This window comes from Actinomadura syzygii (assembly GCF_008085905.1).
Taxonomy (GTDB): Bacteria; Actinomycetota; Actinomycetes; order Streptosporangiales; family Streptosporangiaceae; genus Spirillospora; species Spirillospora syzygii.
Map to the genome: position 1 here is coordinate 242418 of NZ_VSFF01000013.1, position 16999 is coordinate 259416.

General features: G+C 70.8%; 20 protein-coding genes. 7 read left to right on the forward strand and 13 right to left on the reverse strand.

The window, feature by feature from the left end; all coding sequences use genetic code 11:
* Window positions 1-7 precede the first annotated feature (7 nt).
* From FXF65_RS33055 to FXF65_RS33065, 3 genes are all read right to left on the reverse strand, one after another.
* A complete protein-coding gene (locus FXF65_RS33055; protein WP_067895774.1) occupies window positions 8-211 on the reverse strand; it encodes a PspC domain-containing protein in 204 nt (67 codons plus the stop codon).
* Window positions 212-341: 130 nt separating this feature from the next.
* Window positions 342-1031 (reverse strand): HAD family hydrolase, encoded by a 690-nt coding sequence (locus FXF65_RS33060; RefSeq protein WP_148353989.1) that lies wholly within the window; start codon window positions 1029-1031, stop codon window positions 342-344.
* Window positions 1028-1681, reverse strand: a complete 654-nt coding sequence (locus FXF65_RS33065) for an MBL fold metallo-hydrolase (RefSeq protein ID WP_148353990.1) — start codon at window positions 1679-1681, stop codon at window positions 1028-1030. The genes FXF65_RS33060 and FXF65_RS33065 overlap by 4 nt, the downstream gene beginning before the upstream one ends.
* 79 nt (window positions 1682-1760) lie before the next feature.
* Here FXF65_RS33065 and FXF65_RS33070 point away from each other — a divergent pair, with 79 nt between their 5' ends.
* Complete coding sequence (locus tag FXF65_RS33070; protein WP_148353991.1) at window positions 1761-1961, forward strand: hypothetical protein; 201 nt, start codon at window positions 1761-1763, stop codon at window positions 1959-1961.
* An 86-nt stretch (window positions 1962-2047) separates the two neighbouring features.
* On the opposite strand, the gene FXF65_RS33075 is transcribed toward FXF65_RS33070, so the two are convergent.
* The 3 genes from FXF65_RS33075 to FXF65_RS33085 form a co-directional block, all read right to left on the reverse strand.
* The gene (locus FXF65_RS33075) at window positions 2048-2347 is read right to left on the reverse strand and encodes a Fe-S cluster assembly protein HesB (RefSeq protein ID WP_148353992.1); all 300 of its coding nucleotides are present in this window, start codon (window positions 2345-2347) and stop codon (window positions 2048-2050) included.
* A gap of 93 nt (window positions 2348-2440) precedes the next feature.
* Window positions 2441-3400, reverse strand: coding sequence for an LLM class F420-dependent oxidoreductase (locus FXF65_RS33080; protein ID WP_148353993.1), 960 nt, complete (start codon window positions 3398-3400; stop codon window positions 2441-2443).
* Between the two features lie 24 nt (window positions 3401-3424).
* Window positions 3425-4192 (reverse strand): SDR family oxidoreductase, encoded by a 768-nt coding sequence (locus FXF65_RS33085; protein WP_148353994.1) that lies wholly within the window; start codon window positions 4190-4192, stop codon window positions 3425-3427.
* Between the two features lie 173 nt (window positions 4193-4365).
* On the opposite strand from FXF65_RS33085, the gene FXF65_RS33090 reads away from it, so the two are divergent.
* On the forward strand, window positions 4366-4815 hold the full coding sequence (locus tag FXF65_RS33090; RefSeq protein ID WP_222868856.1) for a Zn-ribbon domain-containing OB-fold protein: 450 nt from the start codon (window positions 4366-4368) through the stop codon (window positions 4813-4815).
* The gene (locus FXF65_RS33095; protein ID WP_148353995.1) at window positions 4812-6002 is read left to right on the forward strand and encodes a lipid-transfer protein; all 1191 of its coding nucleotides are present in this window, start codon (window positions 4812-4814) and stop codon (window positions 6000-6002) included. Before FXF65_RS33090 ends, FXF65_RS33095 begins: the two co-directional genes overlap by 4 nt.
* Before the next feature lie 31 nt (window positions 6003-6033).
* Here the strand turns inward: FXF65_RS33095 and FXF65_RS33100 are convergent, their stop codons facing one another.
* From FXF65_RS33100 to FXF65_RS33130, 7 genes are all read right to left on the reverse strand, one after another.
* Entirely contained in the window at window positions 6034-7692 is a 1659-nt protein-coding gene (locus FXF65_RS33100) for a serine/threonine protein kinase (protein ID WP_222868857.1), read from the reverse strand.
* Window positions 7693-8230: 538 nt separating this feature from the next.
* Window positions 8231-8716 (reverse strand): MarR family winged helix-turn-helix transcriptional regulator, encoded by a 486-nt coding sequence (locus FXF65_RS33105; protein WP_148353996.1) that lies wholly within the window; start codon window positions 8714-8716, stop codon window positions 8231-8233.
* Between the two features lie 52 nt (window positions 8717-8768).
* On the reverse strand, window positions 8769-10367 hold the full coding sequence (locus FXF65_RS33110; protein ID WP_148353997.1) for an acyl-CoA synthetase: 1599 nt from the start codon (window positions 10365-10367) through the stop codon (window positions 8769-8771).
* 11 nt (window positions 10368-10378) lie between these two features.
* Window positions 10379-11536 carry a thiolase domain-containing protein gene (locus FXF65_RS33115; RefSeq protein ID WP_148353998.1) on the reverse strand — a complete coding sequence of 386 codons (1158 nt, stop codon included), beginning with the start codon at window positions 11534-11536 and terminating at the stop codon, window positions 10379-10381.
* Entirely contained in the window at window positions 11529-12572 is a 1044-nt protein-coding gene (locus tag FXF65_RS33120) for a thiolase domain-containing protein (RefSeq protein WP_148353999.1), read from the reverse strand. Before FXF65_RS33120 ends, FXF65_RS33115 begins: the two co-directional genes overlap by 8 nt.
* Complete coding sequence (locus FXF65_RS33125; protein WP_148354000.1) at window positions 12569-13513, reverse strand: Zn-ribbon domain-containing OB-fold protein; 945 nt, start codon at window positions 13511-13513, stop codon at window positions 12569-12571. Before FXF65_RS33125 ends, FXF65_RS33120 begins: the two co-directional genes overlap by 4 nt.
* Window positions 13503-15062 (reverse strand): acyl-CoA synthetase, encoded by a 1560-nt coding sequence (locus FXF65_RS33130; RefSeq protein ID WP_148354001.1) that lies wholly within the window; start codon window positions 15060-15062, stop codon window positions 13503-13505. The genes FXF65_RS33125 and FXF65_RS33130 overlap by 11 nt, the downstream gene beginning before the upstream one ends.
* A 156-nt stretch (window positions 15063-15218) precedes the next feature.
* Here FXF65_RS33130 and FXF65_RS33135 point away from each other — a divergent pair, with 156 nt between their 5' ends.
* The 4 genes from FXF65_RS33135 to FXF65_RS33145 all read left to right on the forward strand — a co-directional run bounded on the left by FXF65_RS33135 (window position 15219) and on the right by FXF65_RS33145 (window position 16905).
* The gene (locus FXF65_RS33135) at window positions 15219-16031 is read left to right on the forward strand and encodes a crotonase/enoyl-CoA hydratase family protein (RefSeq protein ID WP_148354002.1); all 813 of its coding nucleotides are present in this window, start codon (window positions 15219-15221) and stop codon (window positions 16029-16031) included.
* Between the two features lie 116 nt (window positions 16032-16147).
* A complete protein-coding gene (locus FXF65_RS33140; RefSeq protein WP_148354003.1) occupies window positions 16148-16459 on the forward strand; it encodes a DUF6247 family protein in 312 nt (103 codons plus the stop codon).
* A 123-nt stretch (window positions 16460-16582) separates the two neighbouring features.
* Window positions 16583-16714 (forward strand): hypothetical protein, encoded by a 132-nt coding sequence (locus FXF65_RS46010; RefSeq protein WP_281288978.1) that lies wholly within the window; start codon window positions 16583-16585, stop codon window positions 16712-16714.
* The gene (locus FXF65_RS33145; RefSeq protein ID WP_148354004.1) at window positions 16711-16905 is read left to right on the forward strand and encodes a hypothetical protein; all 195 of its coding nucleotides are present in this window, start codon (window positions 16711-16713) and stop codon (window positions 16903-16905) included. The genes FXF65_RS46010 and FXF65_RS33145 overlap by 4 nt, the downstream gene beginning before the upstream one ends.
* The last annotated feature ends 94 nt before the right edge of the window (window positions 16906-16999 follow it).

The following is a 16999-nucleotide window of genomic DNA, read 5'->3' on the forward strand; positions in this document are numbered from 1 at the left end:
TCTTGTGTTACCGCGCGCCCGCGAGGTGGCGGTCCTCGTTCGGCATCATGACCCAGAGCACGAGGTAGACGACGAACTGCGGGCCCGGCAGCAGGCACGACAGCAGGAACAGGACCCGTACGGTCAACGGCGACATACCGAACCGTTGCGCGAGGCCCGCGCAGACGCCCGCGATCATGCGGCCGCGGCGCGGACGATAAAGGCCGTTCATCTCTGTTCTCTCCCCGATTCGTCGGACGGTTGTCGCGGCCGCGGAACTCGCGGCCACAACACCTACGCTACGAACCGGACACCGGCGTCCGCATCGGCCGTTCGACCTGTTCGCGTCCCATACTCCGGGGCTAGGGGACGTCCCCTAGGGGCTCGGCGTTGTGGGCGGCGACGAGCTCGGGGAGGGCGGCGAGGTCGTCCAGGACGAACAGGCACCGGCGCAGCGCCTCCGGGTCGTCCTGGATGTGCCCCCACGGCCCGCGCCGCAGGAACGCGACCCGCATCCCGAACGCGAGCGCCGGACGGACGTCGTTGTCGATGCGGTCCCCGACGTACAGGACGCGGTCCGGGAGCACGTCCGCGATCTCGGCGCAGCGCGCGAAGAACTCGGGGGACGGCTTGCTGACGCCCCACACGTCCGAGATCCCGACGACGTCGGCGTCCAGGCCGAGGGCGGCGATCTGCCGGGCGGCCTCCACCGGCTGGTTGCCCGCGATGCCGACGTAGAGGCCCTGGTCGCGGAGGCCGGACAGGCAGGCCCGCGCGTCCGGGTACAGGTCGTCCGGGCCGAACCCGTTCGGGACGCCCGCCGCCGCCCTGGCCCGCTCCTCCGCCGCCAGGTCGAAACCGGGGCGGAAGTGCTCGAAGACGTCCATGTGGGAGCCGCCCGTCGCGAGCACCGCGCCGAGCTTGGTGAGGAACGTGTGCCGGGGGACGCCGAGCCAGTCGGCCCAGCGCCCGTAGATCTCGCCCTCGTTGATCAGTGTCTCGCCGACGTCCAGGAAGACGGCCCGGACCGCGCCCTCGCCGGGAACGGTCACACGTCCGCCAGGTCGACCGAGGTACCGGGGACGAGACGCTGGAAGTCAGCCCCGATCTCCTCCCCCGCCTTGGCGACGTGGTTGCCCATCACCGTGAGGCCGATGTCGTTCAACAGCCCGTCGTGGACGACGAAGGCACGCTCGGGCCTGACCTCCCGCGCGTACGCGTACAGTTCCGGGATTTTCATCCAGGGCGCGTTGCCGGGCAGGCACAGCGTGGGGACGGGCTCCGCGGGGACGGTCAGCGCGTCCCCCGGATGGAAGACCTGGCCGTCGATGAGGAATCCGGTGTTCGGGATGGGCGGGACGTCCGGGTGCAGGATCTCGTGGTCCTCGCCGTAGACGTGGACGTCGAAGCCCGCGACGGTGACGGCGTCCCCGTGGCCGACCTGGTGGACGCGGCCGCCGAGGTCGGCGAGGCTCTCGGCGACGGTTCGGGACGTCCACACCTCCAGCGCCGGACGCTCCGCCATCGCCTTGCGCAGCGCGTCGGCGTCGAAGTGGTCGAAGTGCTCGTGGGTGATGAGCACGGCGTCGGCGGCGGCGAGCGCGTCGGCGGCGCCGTCGCTGAACGCGCCGGGGTCGATGACGATCGTGCGGTCGTCCCTGGTGATCTGGACGCAGGCGTGTCCGAGCTTGGTGAGACGCATCCTACGAGCCTTTCACGCGGCGCGGCCCGTCCCGCCGACCACCCCTGGCCGGGCCGGGCGATCTGCGAGACTGGCGGGCGTGACGACCCCGCCTTCGCCCGACTCCCCGGACGCGGAACGGCCGTCCCGGGAGGAGCTGGACAGGCAGGTGCGCGACCGCTACGGAACCTGGCGCGACCAGCCGCGCGGACTGGCCTGCGCGGTCGTCGCCGCGTTCATGGTCCTCACCACGGTGGCGTTCGGCCTCGCCGCGCTCGCCGTCATCGCGGCCATCCGCTGAGAGCCCGATTTCCACGGACGTACAACACGGAGCCGGAGCGCCCCGACTGGTGCGCTCCGGCTCCGCCTTCCCCTCATTCGGCTCAGTCAGGTAGGGGTCCCCCCGGTCCCCTCCGCGATGGTGAACGCCACGTCGCCCTGCGGGTCGACCTGGGCGTCGAGGGTCTTGTCGTCGAGCATCTCGGCGACACCGGACTCCAGGTAGACCTTCGCGCCCTCCTCCTCGACGACCTGGTCGCCGGCTTCGGGGGCGGGGGCGACGGAGAGCCGCAGGGCGTCCGAGCCGTCGAGCCCGGGCTCGATGCGGATGCCGGTGTCCGGCGGAAGCTCCGGGTTCGCGGTCACGGTCTTGATGACCTGCACGGCACCGTCGGTCAGCGTGAGCACGATCAGCTCCTCACGTCTTCATTCTCGGATCGGATCTGCCCCACCCTCCCCGATCCTCACACCGGCAAACATGCGAGCCGTGTCCGAATGGTTTCAGTCCGCGTTCGGCGCGAGCGCCCGCACCGCCTCGGCCGGGGACAGCCCGCCGCCCGGGACGACGGCGAGCACCGGCGTGGTCAGCCCGTTCGCCCCGTACTCGCGGACGCGGGCCCGGCACTCGGCGGGCGTCCCGTGCACGAGCAGGTCGTCGACGACCTCGTCCGGGATGGCGGCCAGCGCGGCCTTGCGGTCGCCCGCCGCCCACGCCTCGTGCATCGGACGGAGCGCGTCGCCGCGTCCGAGCCACTCGTGGAACGCCCGGTACACCGGGACGGTCAGGTACGCGGCGATCATCCAGCGGCCGATCGCGCGGGCCTCCGCCGCGTCGCCGGTCGGGCAGACGAACAGCCGCGCGATCAGCTCGGGCTCGTCGCCCAGCACGCCGCGCACCACGCGGACGTCCCGGGGGGCCAGCCAGTTGGTGATCGCGCCGTCCGCCTCGCGGGCGGCGAGCCGCAGCATGCCGGGACGCAGCGCCGCCAGCACCACCGGCGGCGGCGTCGCGGGCGGGGTCTCCAGCCTGAAGCCCCGGACGGTGAACGTCTCGTACTCCTCCTTGACCTTCTCCCCCGCGAGCGCCCTGCGGAGGAAGCGGAGGGTGTCGCGGGTCCGCTGGTAGGGCCGCTCGAACCGGATGTCGTTCCAGCGCTCGACGATCGTGTCGGACGACGTCCCGATGCCGAGGACGAACCGTCCGGGCGCGAGGTCGGCGAGCGTCGCGGCGTGCTGGGCGAGCAGCGCCGGGCCGCGCGTGTAGACCGGCACGATCGCGGAGCCGAGCCGCACCTCCGGGTCCCACTGGGAGGCGAGCGCGAGCGGGGTGAAGGCGTCCGCCCCGGCGACCTCGGCGCTCCAGGCGTCGGTGTAGCCGAGCCCGGCCAGCCCGGCGACGACCTCGCGGTGCCCGGCCAGCGGAAGGCCGGTCAGCGGAATGGTGATCCCCCAGCGGTTCATGCGCGCCTCCTCGGGCGTCGGGCGTCAGGCGAGTGACGGGCGGACGGTGGCGCCGCCGTCCACGACCAGGGTCTGCCCGGTCATCCAGGACGAGGCGTCCCCGGCGAGGAAGACGGCGGCGTTCGCGATGTCCTCGGGCTCGCCGAGCCGGCCGAGCGGCGTGGCCTTGCTGATCTCCGCCTCGTTCGGCTCCCAGAGGGCGCGGGCGAGATGGGTCTTGACCAGGCCGGGCGCGATGCAGTTGACGCGGACCTTCGGCGCCAGCTCCATCGCGAACTGCTTGCTGAGGTGGATCACGGCCGCCTTGGTCGCGTTGTAGTAGCCGATCCCGTGCTCGGTGATCAGGCCGCCGACCGACGCGATGTTGATGATCGAGCCGCCGCGCTCGGCGAGCGAGGCGCGCAGCGCGAACTTCGTCCAGGTGATGAGCGCGAACTGGTTGACCTCGACGGTCTTCGCCGCGGCGGCGGGCTCGATGTCGGCCATCGGGCCGTAGTAGGGGTTCGTCCCGGCGTTGTTGACGAGGACGTCGAGGGCGCCGAACTCCGCGACGGCGGCGTCCACGCACGCGGCGGCCTGGTCGGCGTCGCCGACGTGCGCGGCCTTCGCGAGCACCCCGGCGTCCGGGTACGCCCGGGAGATCTCCGTGGCGACCTCGTCCAGCGCCTCCTGCCTGCGCGAGGACAGGACGACGTTCGCGCCCTCGGCGGCGAGCGCCGTCGCGATCGCCTTCCCGATGCCCCGGGACGCCCCGGTGACCAGGGCCGTCTTGCCTTGCAGTCCAGTCCGCATCCGAACACTCCCTACCGGTGCGCACCCGCGGCGCGGCATCACCAGAATCCGACTCGGTTCACTGTAGCGAGGTGACTGACGGGTCAGTCAGCGGGTGTCGGATGTCCCGGGTCGCATTCTTTCTAACGATTGTTTGATTGGTACAGTGCGCGCCAGAGGCTGAGGAGGGCCGCGTGACCACGACTAAGGAACGCCGTCCGGCGATCGACGGCTGGTTCGGCACGGCCGAGGGCGAGGTGCGGCTGCTCGGGACGCGGTGCGCGTCCTGCGGGACGCCGTACTTCCCCCGCAACGAGCTGGCCTGCCGCAACCCCCGCTGCGCCGGGCCGAAGGACGGCTCCGAGCTGGAGCCGTACGCGCTCTCCGGACGCGGCCGCGTCTGGTCCTACGCCGACTCGCGGTACAAGCCGCCGCCCCCGTACGTCTCGCCGGAGCCGTTCGTCCCGTACACGGTCGCGGCCGTCGAGCTGGAGGCCGAGCGGATGGTCGTCCTCGGGCAGGTCGCGCCCGGCTACACGGTCGACGACCTCGCCGTCGGCATGGAGGTCGAGCTGACCGAGGGCGTCCTGTACGAGGACGACGACACCGAGTACACCGTCTGGATGTGGAGGCCCGTGCGATGAGCCGCGATGTCGCCGTGCTGGGCGCGGGCATGCACCCGTGGGGGAAATGGGGACGGAACTTCGTCGAGTACGGGCTCGCGGCGGCGCGGGCGGCGCTCGCCGACGCCGGGCTGGCGTGGCCGGACGTCCAGTACGTGGCGGGCGCGGACACCATCCGCAACGGGTATCCGGGGTTCATCGCCGGGGCGACGTTCGCGCAGGCGCTCGGCTGGACGGGCGCCCGCGTCTCGTCCAGCTACGCGGCGTGCGCGTCGGGCGCGCAGGCCGTCGACACCGCGCGGGCGCGGATCCTCGCCGGGCTCTGCGACGTCGCGCTGGTGGTCGGCGCCGACGCCGCGCCGAAGGGCTTCTTCAAGCCGGTCGGCGGGGACCGTCCGGACGACCCCGACTGGCTGCGGTTCCGGCTGCTCGGCGCGACGAACCCGCTGTACTTCGCGCTGTACGCGCGCCGCCGGATGGCCGTGCACGGCGCGACGCCGGACGACTTCGCCGCCGTGAAGGTGAAGAACGCGCGGCACGGGCTGGCGAACCCGAACGCCCGCTACCGCAAGGAGGTGACGCCGGAGGACGTCCGCGCGTCCGCCGTCGTCGCGGACCCGCTGCGGCTCCTCGACATCTGCGCCACCAGCGACGGCGGCGCGGCGCTCGTCCTGTCGTCGGTGGACTTCGCGCGACGGCACGGCGTCGCCGACCCGGTCCGGATCTCCGGGCTGTCGACGGTGACGCCGACGTTCCCGAAGACCGTCCTCGACCTGCCGGACTTCGCGACCGACTCCGCGATGGCCGTGCCGGAGCCGGAGCGCCCGTTCCGCTCCGCGCTCGCGCACGCCGCCTACGAGGAGGCCGGGATCGGGCCGGACGACCTGTCGCTCGCCGAGGTGTACGACCTGTCCACGGCCCTCGAACTCGACTGGTACGAGGACATCGGCCTGTGCGAGCCCGGCCATGCCGAGGAGCTGCTGCGGTCGGGCGCCACGACGCTCGGCGGGCGCGTCCCGGTGAACCCGAGCGGCGGGCTCGCGTCGTTCGGCGAGGCGATCCCGGCGCAGGCGATCGCGCAGGTCTGCGAGCTGACCTGGCAGTTGCGCGGGCAGGCCGAGGGCCGCCAGGTCGAGGGCGCGCGGACGGGCATCGCCGTGAACCAGGGCCTGTTCGGGCACGGCTCGGCGGTCATCGCCGTCCGCTAGCCACCTGTACTAATAGCTACCTGGCGACCGGCTACTTGGCGGTGAACCCGTCGCAGCCGATGTAGAAGGCGTCGCCGTTCGGACGGACGTGGAACCACACGATCGTCCAGATGCCCGGGAACAACGAGCCCGTCGCGCCCTGCGAACCGCGCCAGTTGAAGTCGTCCGGGTAGGTGAGGTCCAGGCCGTTGCTGCCCGCCTCCTCACCCTCCGGATACAGGTGCGGCTTGCTGTAGGCCCAGTGGGGGCCGTCGCTGCCCGACAGCGACGGGTCGCGGACCTCGGCGGCGATGTAGTAGCCGTTCGGCCGCTCGTACTTGATGCGCGCGCCGACCTTGACGGACTTCCCCGTGTACGGCACGCGCGGCGCCGAGACCTGGAACTGGGAGTAGATCTTCTTGTCCTCCTCCTGGGGCCTGATCGCGGGCAGGCAGGTGTTGTCCTTCGGGGAGAACTTCAGGCTCCAGTAGTCCTGGGTGGGCTGCTTGACGAAGATCTCGTCCGGCGGCCGTCCGTCCGGGCCGGGCGTCCGGCCGCCCGCCGGGGAACTCGCGGGCGTCGTCGGCGAACCGCCGCCCCGGACGCCCTGACCGGCCTGGGCCCCCTGCCCGCCCTGCCCTCCGCCGTCACCGCCGGCCGCGCCGTTCTGCCCGCTCGAGTCCCCGTCGTTGAAGACGGCCCGCGCGGCGAACGCGCCGCCGAGGACGACCGCGACCACCCCGGCGCTCGCCGCGATGACGGCGGCGCGGGAGCGCAGGCCCGTCCCGCCCGTGACGGTCGTCCTGGTGCGCTCCGGCGGGACGAGCCCGGACGTCGCCGCGTCCGCGACGCTGACCGGCGCCGGCCGCGGCGGGCCGACGAACCGCCGGTAGTCGGGGTCGTCCGCGATCGCGACCGTGGACGCGGCCATCTCCAGCAGCCGGTCCAGCGTGATCCGGGCGCCGGGGTCCTTCTCCGCGCAGAGCCGGACCAGCTCCGCCACCCGCGGGTCGGCCCCGTCGAGGTCGATCTCTCCGCTCAGCGTGCGATGGATGATCGCCTCGATGCGTCCGCCGCCGAACGGCGGGCGTCCGGTGGCGGCGTAGGCGATGGTCCCGGCGAGGGAGAACACGTCCGACGCGGGCACCGGCTCCTGCTCCCGGACGACCTCCGGCGCGACGTAGCCGGGCGTGCCGTTCCACGCGCCCGTCTGGGTGATCTGTGTCTGCCCCTCGCCGCGCGCGATGCCGAAGTCGATCAGGCGCGGGCCGTCCGGGGCGAGGATCACGTTGCCGGGCTTGAGGTCGCGGTGCTGGACGCCCTGCCCGTGGATCTCCAGCAGCCCCTGGGCGAGGGCGGCGAGCAGCCGCAGGCAGGTGTCCGGCGGCAGCGGCCCGTGCTCGGCGACGGCCTGCCGGAGCGTCGGTCCGGGGACGTACTCGGTGGCGAGCCAGTACGGCGGCGCGTCCAGCCCGGCGCCGACCATCGCGGCCGCGAACCGGCTGCGGACCCGCTCGGCGGTCGCGACCTCGCGGCGGAAGCGGGCGAGCGCCTGCGGGCCCTCGAAGCCCTCCCGGATGACCTTCAGCGCGATGTGCCGTCCGCCGCCGGTCAGCCCCAGGTACACCTGGCCCATGCCGCCCGCGCCGATGCGCGCGATGAGGGGGTAGCCGCCGATCTCCGCGGGGTCTTCTGGACGCAGTGGTTCCACGTCGGAAAGCCGTCCTCTCACCGGGGGATGCCGCGCATGATTTCATTTCCGGCCGCCTCACGGCCACCCGTGACGCCCCGGTCCGACCCGACTGTCCGAAATAGGGCGATGTGACCGAAATCACCGCCTCTAACCCGTGTGACCTGCGGCGGAGCGGTGAGCGTGGTAGGTGTCACCGTCCGAGCGGATCCCGCGAAGCCTCCGGATGGGGTTGAGCCCGCACTGACTGTCAGTCCGGGTCTGGGAGGCGGGGATCGACCACGCCCCGGCGGCTGACTCCGGGGACGGCCGCCGCGGCCGGGGGGACCGCCGCTGCCGTCCCCGGACTGTATCTATCCAGGGGGGCGACCCCCTGGAACCCCCGTTGCGGCGCAGGCGATCCTCGCGTCGCCCTTGCGGTCTGTCTTGCCTGTGGCGGGTGTGCGGGCGTCGCTGCGGTCGTCTGCGCCGGCGGGTCGGGCGGCCTCCGGCGCTGGGGCGCCTCCGGCCGCCCGACCCGTGGCGGTGGTTGCTCTTCGCCGTGGCGCGTGGTTGGCGTTTACGGGAGTTTGCGGATTTCTTCTATTACCGCTGGCATTACTTCGTTGTTGTGGCGGATCCAGTCGAGGAGGACTGCGATCTGGTCGTCCGTGTAGGTTTCCAGGCGGTCGCGGAAGGCTCTCGCTATCGGCTCGAAGTAGCGGCCGAACTGGGCGACGTTCTCCTCCACCAGCTCGACGATCACGCGGCGGCGGTCGTCGGGGTCGCGGGTGCGGCGGACGTACCCGGCGCGCTCCAGCCGGTCGATGACGGCGGTGATCGCGCCGCCGGTGGTGATGCCCATGAGCTGGGCGAGCTGCCCCGGCGTCTGCGGGCCGTCGAGCGTCAGGGCGTTGACGCACTGCGCGTCGGTGACGTTCATGCCCGCCTTGCTCGCGGTGGCATGGTGCAGCAGCACCGTGAACATCGTGCTGCGCTGCATCGCCATCCGCAGCTCGCCCGCCATCCGCTCGCGTTCCGGGGTCGACACGCCCTGTGCCCTCACTTTTCTCTCATGACGAGACACTCATTTCAAGAGCGACTCTCCACGGGAGATTCTAGTGCGCGGGGCCGGGGCGGGGCCAGGTGGGGCTCTCCTCGGCGATCCGCTTCGCCCAGTGGTAGTCGGCCTTACCCGCGGGCGACCGCTTCATCTCCGCGACGAAGGCGTACACGCGCGGCACCTTGTAGCCGGACAGCTCCTTGCGGCAGTGCGCGTCCAGGTCCTCGGCGGATGGTGCCTTTTCTGATGGCTGGACGACCGCCGCGACCTTGTTGCCCCAGCGTTCGTCCGGGACGCCCGTCACGACCGCGTCGTATACGCCGGGGTGGCCCTTGAGGACGGCCTCGACCTCCTCCGGGAACACCTTTTCGCCACCGGTGTTGATCGCCTGCGAGCCGCGGCCGTAGACGGCTATCGACCCGTCCTCCTCGACGGTGGCGATGTCGCCGGTGAGGAGCCAGCGGCGGCCGTCCACGACCGGGAACGTCCTCGCGGTCTTCTCCGGGTCGTTGTAGTAGCCGAGCGCGATGTGCCCTGTGCGGGCGACCTGGCCGATGACGCCGGAACCCGGCTCGACCGGGCGGAGCGTGTCGTCCAGGACGGTGACGTCGTTGACATCTGGCGCGAATCGCAGGCCCTTCTCGGGGGTGGACCCGGCGACCGCCTCGGCCGTCGAGCCGGACTCGGTCGAGCCGAACCGGTCCAGGATCATCGTGTTCGGGAGGAGCGCCTGGACGCGGTCGCGGACCGTACCGGTGAAGATCGCGCCGGTCGAGACGAAGGCGAAGAGGGACGAGGTGTCGTAGCGCGTGCGGGCCAGCTCGTCCGCCATCGGGATCGCCATCGCGTCGCCGGTGATCGTCAGCGAGTTGACCTTCTCGCGCTCGATCGTCCGCCACACGTCGGCGGCGTCGAACTTGCGGGTGTAGACGAGCGTCGCGCCCATGAACCAGGCGATCCACGACGCGACCTGCGCCGCGCCGTGCATCAGCGGCGGGACGGGCATCATCGTCAGGGGGCCGCCGGTCCTGGCCATCTCGACGATGTCCTCGGGCTTCGCCGGGCGTGGGAGCGTCGGGTTCCAGAACGCGAAAAGGATCTCCTCGGTCGTCCACATGACGCCCTTCGGCATGCCCGTCGTTCCGCCGGTGTAGATGATGTAGCGGTCGGTGGCGGAGCGCTTTGGAAGGCCGTCGCGGGTGTTGGCCGCGGTTTTCAGGGCCTCGTCGTAGGCGATCGCTTGTCGGAGGGTTGGGGTGCCGCCTACGGCTATGAGGTGTTTCAGGGCGGGTGCGTCTGGGACGGTCGCGGCTACCCGGTCCTCGAACTCGACGTCGTAGAGCAGTGCCACGCTGTCGGAGTCGCGGTACACGTAGAGCAGTTCGCTCTCCACGTACCTGTAGTTGACGTTGATGGGAACGGCCCTGATTTTTAGTGTGGCAATCAGCGCGGCCGCGTATTCGACGCCGTTGTAGAGCTGGACGGCGACGTGCTCCCCCGGACGGACGCCCGCGTCCATCAGGTGGTGGGCGAGGCGGTTGGCGTGCTCGTCCAGCTCCGCGTAGGTGAGCCGCCGGTCGCCGCAGGCCAGCGCCACGCGCTCGGCGATGGCGTCCGCGACTCCCTCGAACAGGTCAGCGTGGTTGTACTCCATCGGGCGCCCCCTCAGGGCTTGTCGCTGCCGACGATCCACATCGCGAAGAACTGGGCGCCGCCGCCGTAGGCGTGGCCGAGCGCGCGGCGGGCGCCGTCCACCTGGTGGTCGCCCGCCAGGCCGCGCACCTGGAGGGCCGCCTCGGCGAACCGGATCATCCCGGACGCGCCGATCGGGTTGGACGACAGCACGCCGCCGGACGGGTTCCACGGGATGTCGCCGTCCAGCGCCGTCGCGCCCGCCTCGGTGAGCTTCCAGCCCTCGTGCTCGCCGCAGAACCCGAGGTTTTCCAGCCACATCGGCTCGTACCAGGAGAAGGGGACGTACACCTCGGCGCAGTCGAGTTCGCGGCGCGGGTCGCTGATCCCGGCCTGCCGGTACACGTCGGCCGCCGCGTCCTTGCCGCCCTGCGGGCTGACGGAGTCGCGTCCGGCGAACATCATCGGCTCGGAGCGCATCGACGTCCCGTGCACCCAGGCCGGTTTCGCCGGGGCCTTCCTCGCCGCGTCCTCCGAGGCCAGGACCATCGCGCAGGCGCCGTCCGAGGACGGGCACGTCTCCAGGTAGCGGATCGGCTCCCACAGCATCGGCGTCGACTCGACCATCTCGCGGGAGATGCCGGGGATCTTCAGGTGCGCGTACGGGTTCCTGAGCGCGTTCTCCCGGTCCTTGACGGCGACGAGCGTGCCGATGTGGTCGGGCGCGCCCGACCGGCGCATGTAGGCCCGGATGTGGGGGGCGAAGTAGCCGCCCGCGCCCACGACCAGCGACGTCGTGAACGGCGAATTGACGGTGAGCGCCCACGTCGCGTTCGACTCCGACTGCTTCTCCCACGCGATCGTGAGGACGCGCTCGTGCACCCCGCCCTGGATCAGCCCCGCCGCGACGATCGCCGTCGACCCGCCGACCGACCCGGCCGTGTGCACCCGCATGATCGGTTTCCCGGCGGCGCCGAGCGCGTCCGCGAGGAACGTCTCCGGCATCATCACGCCCTCGAACAGGTCGGGCGCCTTGCCGACCACGACGGCGTCGATGTCCTTCCAGGTCAGCCCGGCGTCGTCGAGGGCGCGGCGGGCCGCCTCGCGGAGCAGCCCGGCCATCGACACGTCCAGCCGCTTCGACTTGTAGGCCGTCTGCCCGACGCCGATGATCGCGCAACGCTCACCCATGGTCTTCTCCCGACAGCACGCAGACGAGGTTCTGCTGGAGGCAGGGGCCGGACGAGGCGTGCCCGAGCGTTCTCGTCGCCGTCCCGTCGTGGATCCGGGACGCCGCCTCCCCGATCCGGATCAGACCGGCCGCCATCATCGGGTTCGCGGACAGCGCGCCGCCGGACGGGTTGACGGCGACCTCGCCGCCGTCGAGGCCGAGGGCCTCTTTGAGGATCAGCTCCTCGTGGCTGAACTGCGCGTGCAGTTCGGCGACCTCGACGCCCGCCGCGCCCGCCTTCTCGCCCGCGATCCGCGCCGACTCCGAGCGGGTCAGGTCGCGGACGCCCGGCGAGTGCGGCTCGGTGCGATGGTCGATCCCGGTGATCCAGGCGGGACGTTCGCACAGCTCACGCGCCTTGTCCCCGGACGCGAGGACGATCGCCGCCGCCCCGTCGGTGATGGGCGCGACATCGTACGGGCGCAGCGGGGCGACGTCGTATTCGTCGCCTTCGGGCTCCGGCAGATGGAGGGCGAAAGGGTTGTCGCGCCCGGCTTGGCGTGAACGCGCCGCGACCGCGCGCAGATCGTCCTCGGTGGTGCCCGACCTTTCGAGGTAGGCGCGGGCCTGGAGCGCGGCGAGCGATACCGCGTCGATTCCGAGTGGCGCTAGGTGGTACGGGTCGAGCTGCTGTGTGAGGATCGTGCGCAGATCTCCTTGGGACGATTTCCCGAACCCGTAGACGAGCGCTGTGTCGATGTCGCCGTGCAGCAGTCTGACCCATGCCTCGTACAGGGCCCAGGCGGCGTCCATTTCGACGTGGCTTTCCGAGATCGGCGGCCAGGCGCCGACCGCGTCCAATGCCGAGACGAAGGAGAACGGCGCCCCGGCGAGGTAGTCGCACGAGCCGGAGCAGGTGAAGCCGAACTGCTTGAGGCCGGTCTTTTGTTTTACTTCGGTGATGATTGGGGCGAGCATCTCGATCTCGGCGAGGCCCTCGTCCTCGGCGCTGTGCCGGGTCTGCGCGAACGCGATCACGGCGATCTCGCGCGTCATGTGTAATCCTTGATTTCGTCGAAGGGGACGTCTGGCTCGTCGAGCGGCTCGAACCATTTGATGTTGCCCATGCTCGGCTCCCATTCCTCGCGTGGACGCCACGCCGCCTTCACCCGCATGCCCATCCGCACCTGGTCCGCCGGAATTCCCGCGACGAGCGTGAGCATCGTCAGGCCCGCGCCGTCCAGCAGCACGTAGGCGGACACGAAAGGCACCTCGGGCGCACGCGGATCGGGAATGTTGTTGACCGCGAACGTGGTGACGGTGCCGGTGTCGGGCAGTTCCACCTCTTCCGTCGTCGGGACGCCGTCGCGCGGGCACAGCCCCTTCATCGGGACGATGACCTGCTCGCACACCGGGCACCTATGGCCCAGGATCTTCCCCTGCGAAATGCCCTCAAGGAAACGCTGGAGTGCCTTCCCGCCTTTCAGTGAGTACTCCAGGCGCGTCGGCGCGTTCACCATCGTGACCTCGGGCTGGAAGCATTCGATGTCGCCGATTCCGCCATTGCGTTCGGCGCGCCATCGGGGGCGCACGCGCATTCCGGTCTTGAGGAAACGCGGTGGTTTCGCGCCCTCCTCGAAGACGCCGACGTCGAGCGCGTGCAGCAGTGCGGTGTCGGCGCCGTCCGGCCGGACGAGCGCCCACGCGAACGGGCGGTCCAGCGGATGCCCCTTCGCCGGGCGCGGCACCCACGACCACGTCGTGACCGTCCCGGCCGGGCCGACCTCGACGAACTCGCCGGTCACGTCCTCGCCGGTGTCCGGGTCGTGCTCGGACGGCGGGACGAGCACCCGGCCCTCCGCCGTCCGGACGCCGACCAGCCGCCCGTCGCGCAGCTCGCTGAGGAACCGTCCGACCACCGGGCCGACCGAGCGCGTGTAACCGCCCGGGAATTCCAGGACGTGATTCGGCTCAGATCGCCCCGTGCTAGATGGCACTGTCGCGGTCCTTCCAGTACGGCTCCCGGAGTTTGCGCTTGAGGAGTTTGCCGTTCGGCTCGCGCGGCATCGTCTCGATGAAGTCGATCGACTTCGGCCATTTCATCTTGGCGAGCCGTCCCTCCAGGGAGGCGAGGATCTCGGCGGCGAGCGCCGGGCCCGGCTCCACGCCCTCTGCGGGCTCGACGACGGCCTTGATCTGCTCGCCCCATTCGTCGTCCGGAATGCCGAAGACGGCGACGTCCGCGACCTTCGGATGCAGGACGATCTCGTTCTCGATCTCGGCCGGGTAGATGTTCGCGCCACCCGAGATGATCAAATCGGCCTTGCGGTCGGACAGGAACAGGAACCCGTCGTCAGTCAGGTAGCCGATGTCGCCGACGGTGAAGAAGTCCTTGAACCGGTTCTTCTTCGTCTTCTCCTCATCGCCCTTGTACTCGAATTCGACCCCGGCCATCTTCATGTAGATCGTGCCGTGAGTGCCGTTCGGGACGGGGTTCCCGTCGTCGTCCACGACGAGCAGTTCGCTGATCGGCCAGGCGTTGCCGACCGTTCCTGGATGGGCGCGCCAGTCGGCGGGGCTCGCAATTGTCCCGCCGCCCTCGGTCGCCGCGTAGTACTCCCAGATGCAGTCGCCCCACCAGTCGAGCATCTGCTGCTTGATCGGCACCGGGCAGGGCGCCGCCGCGTGAATGGCGTGCTTCATGCTCGACACGTCGTACCGGGACCGGACGTCCTCAGGCAGCGCCAACAGCCGCTTGAAGTGGGTCGGGACCATGTGCGTGTTGGTGACGCGCTGGTCCTGGATGAGCCTGAGGGTGTCTTCGGCGGTCCACTTGTCCATGTAGACGAGGGTGTGGCCCATGTGCAGGGCGGTGCCGCCGAACTGGGTGACAGCGGTGTGGTAATTGGGCGAGGTGATCAGGTGCGCCTCATGCTCGCCCCCCGCCGGACGTCCCGGCGCGATTCCGAAGAAACTCAGCAGGAATGTCATCAACTCGGCGCTGTCGTCCGGGTCGATGCCCATCAGCGCGCGCTTGACGCCCTTCGGACGCCCGGTCGTCCCGGACGTGTAGTGCATGGTCGCGCCGTTGGTCCGCTCATCGGGCAGCGTGTCGGGGTGCCCGTCGACCAGCTCCCCGTACGGGCGGAAGCCGTCGACGTCCCCGAACGCGAACCGCCGGTGCGCCCCGATCTCCTCGCCCGCCCGCGCGCCCTCCGCCGCGTACCGCTCGTGGACGAAGAACGCCTTCGCCTCGCTGTCGGCGACGATGTACCCGATCTCCGGCCCGGTCAGGTGCCAGTTCACCGGCGTGTAGTACCAGCCCGCCTGGAGCGCCGCCAGGTACAGCACCAGCCCCTCGGACCCGTTCGGCACGAGCCCGCAGAACCCGTCGCCCGCCTCCAGGCCGAGCCCGCGCAGCCCGTGGACGAGCCGGTTCGCGCGGGACAGCAGCTCGCCCGCGGTGTGCTCCGTCCCGTCCGGGTCGACGGCCGCGACCCACCCGGGATCGGCCTGCGCCAGCCGCCAAAAACCCAGTGACCCCATCGGATCTCCCTCGATGACCACGGTGAGCGCCGTCCCCCGGCGGACGCCCCGGCGGGCAAAAGTAGATCACGTTCTCGTTTTGCAGATCAAGCCCTACCGACCAAGGATCACTTTAACTAGAATCTGTTCTCGTTTGACATCCACGCTGGAGGACCCATGGCGGACCGGCTGCCGATCAGCACCGAGCACTGCATCGTCGAGCGCGACGGCCACGTCGTCACCGTCACGATGAACCGTCCCGAGGCGCGCAACGCGCTCAGCTCCGCCATGCTGGTGGGCCTCGCGGACGCCTGGACCTACATGTCCGAGACGCCGGACGTCCGCGTCGGCATCCTCACCGGCGCCGCCGGCACCTTCTGCGCGGGCGCCGATTTGAAGGCCATGGCGCAGCAGCCGTCCGACCCCCGGATCCGGGAGCGCATGGCCGAGATCCCGAACTTCCACTGGAAGGGCCTGCTCCGCGAGGGACGTCCGACCAAGCCCCTGATCTGCGCGATCGAGGGCTACGCCGTCGCGGGCGGCACCGAGCTCCTCGTCGGCACCGACCTGCGCGTCGTCGCCGAGAGCGCCACCCTCGGCCTCTACGAGGCGAAGCGCGGCCTCTTCCCGATGGGCGGCTCCGCGATCCGCCTCCCCCGCCAGATCGGCTACGCCAACGCGATGGACATCCTCCTGACCGCCCGCTCGGTGACCCCCGGCGAGGCCCTGGCGATGGGACTGATCAACAAGATCGTCCCGGACGGCACGGCCCTCGCCGCCGCCCGCGACCTCGCGGACCAGATCGCCGCCTGCGGCCCGCTCGCGGTCCAGGCCATCCTGCGCACCTACCGCGAAACCGAACACCTCCCCGAAGAGGCCGCCCTCAAGATCTCCGACGACCACGGCTGGCCCGTCATAGCCTCCGAAGACGCCAAGGAAGGCTCCCGAGCCTTCGCCCAAAAACGCCCCGCCGCCTTCAAAGGCCAGTAGTCGACAGAGGGTAGTCATTCAACCACGATTCGATGGTATGTTCGACCAGGAGACAGGCCCTGCCGGCCCCGCGGCACCCCCTGGATGGAGAACAAACCATGAGTACGCTGGCGAGTATGACCGCTCAGCCCGCGCCGGACCCCGCCTCCGACCGTCCCGCCGACCCCGGCTACGACCCGGTGGCGATCTTCGACGCGCTGCCCGAGCGATTCCGCGCCGACTTCCGCGCCGACTACGAGGCCGCCCTCGACGCCGCCCACGACCTCGCGAAGTTCAAGCAGATCCGCGAGGTCCTGCACCTATGGAGGCTGCGCTCCGTGGCCTATGCGCACCCCCACTACGAAGACGCCATCAAGGCCGCCAAGGAAGGGCGGCACGAGGAGTTCCTAGGCGCCGACCAGATCCCCGGGTGGGCCGGCCGCCTGTGACGCTCAAGTTCGGCGGCTTCTTCGGCCGCGCCCTGAACGAGCTGAACGGACTCCCCGAGCAGGTACGGGACGGCCCCCCTGCTGGACCGACTCCTGGAACTCCTTGAGGCACCTTGGGATTCCATGCCGGAGCGCCGCGGTGAGACCTTCATGAGGCAGGCGTACTTCGGGGACGACGCCCAAGGGCTCCTTACCTTCTACATAGTCGACGAGGGCGACCTCCTCTGTGTCACCGACATCGTGTGGCTCGGATGATCATGGACCGCCCGATCGCGACGGAGGAGGCCAAGGCCGCCGCCGCGTTCGCCGCGCTGGAGGACTGGGAGGCCGCTGGACATCCCGGCGCCGTCTCCCACGAGGAATTCATGGCGGAGATCCTCAGCACCGACAAGTGCCCCGCGACCACCGAAGACGGTGACCCGAGCACGCCGAACACGTTCGCTTGACGGACGGCGCGCAGGGTGTTGTTTTCTAGGCTGATACATCTATTTCGGTCTGCCCGAAAAGGAGAACGGGTTTGGCGCGGGCCGTTCGTGGCAG